This window comes from Pseudonocardia sp. SID8383 (assembly GCF_009864975.1).
Classification (GTDB): domain Bacteria; phylum Actinomycetota; class Actinomycetes; order Mycobacteriales; family Pseudonocardiaceae; genus Pseudonocardia; species Pseudonocardia alni.
The window spans coordinates 1-1,432 of the sequence record NZ_WWFY01000822.1 but is presented as its reverse complement, the minus strand read 5'-3'; the positions used below and the strand labels follow the sequence as shown (position 1 = coordinate 1,432).

The 1,432-nt window shown below is 77.9% G+C and carries 1 protein-coding gene; it reads left to right on the top strand.

Going from position 1 to position 1,432, the window contains the following annotated elements:
- Nucleotides 1-68: 68 nt before the first annotated feature.
- Nucleotides 69-1,432, top strand: a 1,364-nt coding sequence (locus GTW08_RS33040; protein WP_161152369.1) for a diguanylate cyclase domain-containing protein, incomplete at its 3' end; no start/stop codon positions are given.

Sequence of the window (1,432 nt, the reverse complement as noted above, 5' to 3'; positions counted from 1 at the left end):
GCCCGGCCGGCCCGGCCCCGTCGGTCGCCGAGGCGGCCCCCGGCCCGGGGACCCCCGGGACCGGGGCCGTGGGTGCCGACGGTGCCGACCACTCCGCGGTGCAGCTCCCGCCCTCGCCCGCGATGGTCTGCGACGCCGGGGGCGTCGTCGTCCACACCAACGCCGCACTCCGCCGCCTCGCCGGCTCCGCCGACCCGACCGGCATGCGGCTCCCGCAGCTGCTCGTCGGCCCGGACTCCGACGCCCGTCTGGTCCGTGCCGACCGCCGCCTGGCCCGGGTCAAGGTCGTCCGCTGGAACCAGCCGGGTGACCGCACCGTCGTGCTGCTCACCCCGTTCCCCGACGCCGCGCCCGCGCCGTCGGACGAGGCGCCCGCGCTCGACCTCGAGCGCGCCACCCGCTCCGGCACCTGGACCTTCGACCTGCAGGCCGGGACGCTGACCCGCAGCGAGGGGCTCGTCGAGCTCTACCGCGCGCTCGGCGTGCGCCCCGACGGCCCCGACGGGCCCATCGAGGGCGAGCAGGTCGAGCGCGTCTGCCGGATGCTGCGCCGCGGCCCGGACGCAGCGCCGGAGCCCACCACCGCGCACAGCTCCGAGATCCGCCCCCAGGGCGGCGCGGTGCTGTCGTGCCGCACCCGGATCGACCGCACCCCCGGTGGTGCCCCGCTGCGCCTGATCGGGACCGTGCAGGACGTGTCCGACCGGCGCCGGGCCGAGTCCCGCGCGCAGCGCTCCGGGCAGCGGTTCGCCGATCTCGTCGCCACCATCACCACCGGCGTCGCGATGCTCGACGGACGCGGACGGATCGTCGACGCCAACCCGGCGCTCTGCCAGCTGCTCGACGCCGACCTGGAGACCCTGCGCGGCGTCCCGGCACGCAGCCTGTCCGCCGAGCCCCAGTCCGACCTGCGCGGCGGACTGCCGGACTGGCTGCGTGACCCGTCGCACCCCGAGCCGACCTACCGGATCGAGTCGCTGCCGCTGCTGCGCGCCGACGGGACCCGGGTCGACTGCGAGGTCGTGGTCAACGCCGCGCCCTCCGACGACGGCCGCCCGTTCTGGCTGCTCGTCGTCACCGACGTGGGGGAGCGCCGCCGCGCCGCCGACGTGCTCCGCGAGGCCGACACCGTCGACCCGCTGACCCGGCTGCCCAACCGGGCCGGGCTGCTGGAGCTCGCCGACCGGCTGCTGGCCGGGCCGGACGCCGCCCGGGTCGCCGTGGTCTGCGGCGACGTCGACGACTTCGCCCGCGTCAACACCGGCCTCGGCCACGACGCCGGCGACACCCTGCTCGTCGAGCTGGCCGGGCGGCTGCAGCGCGAGCTGCCGTACCACTGCACGGCCGGGCGGCTGTCGGCCGACGAGTTCGCGGTGGTCTGCGCCGACGTCGACGAGGTCGGCGGACCGCAGGCGCTCGCCGCCGTCGTCGC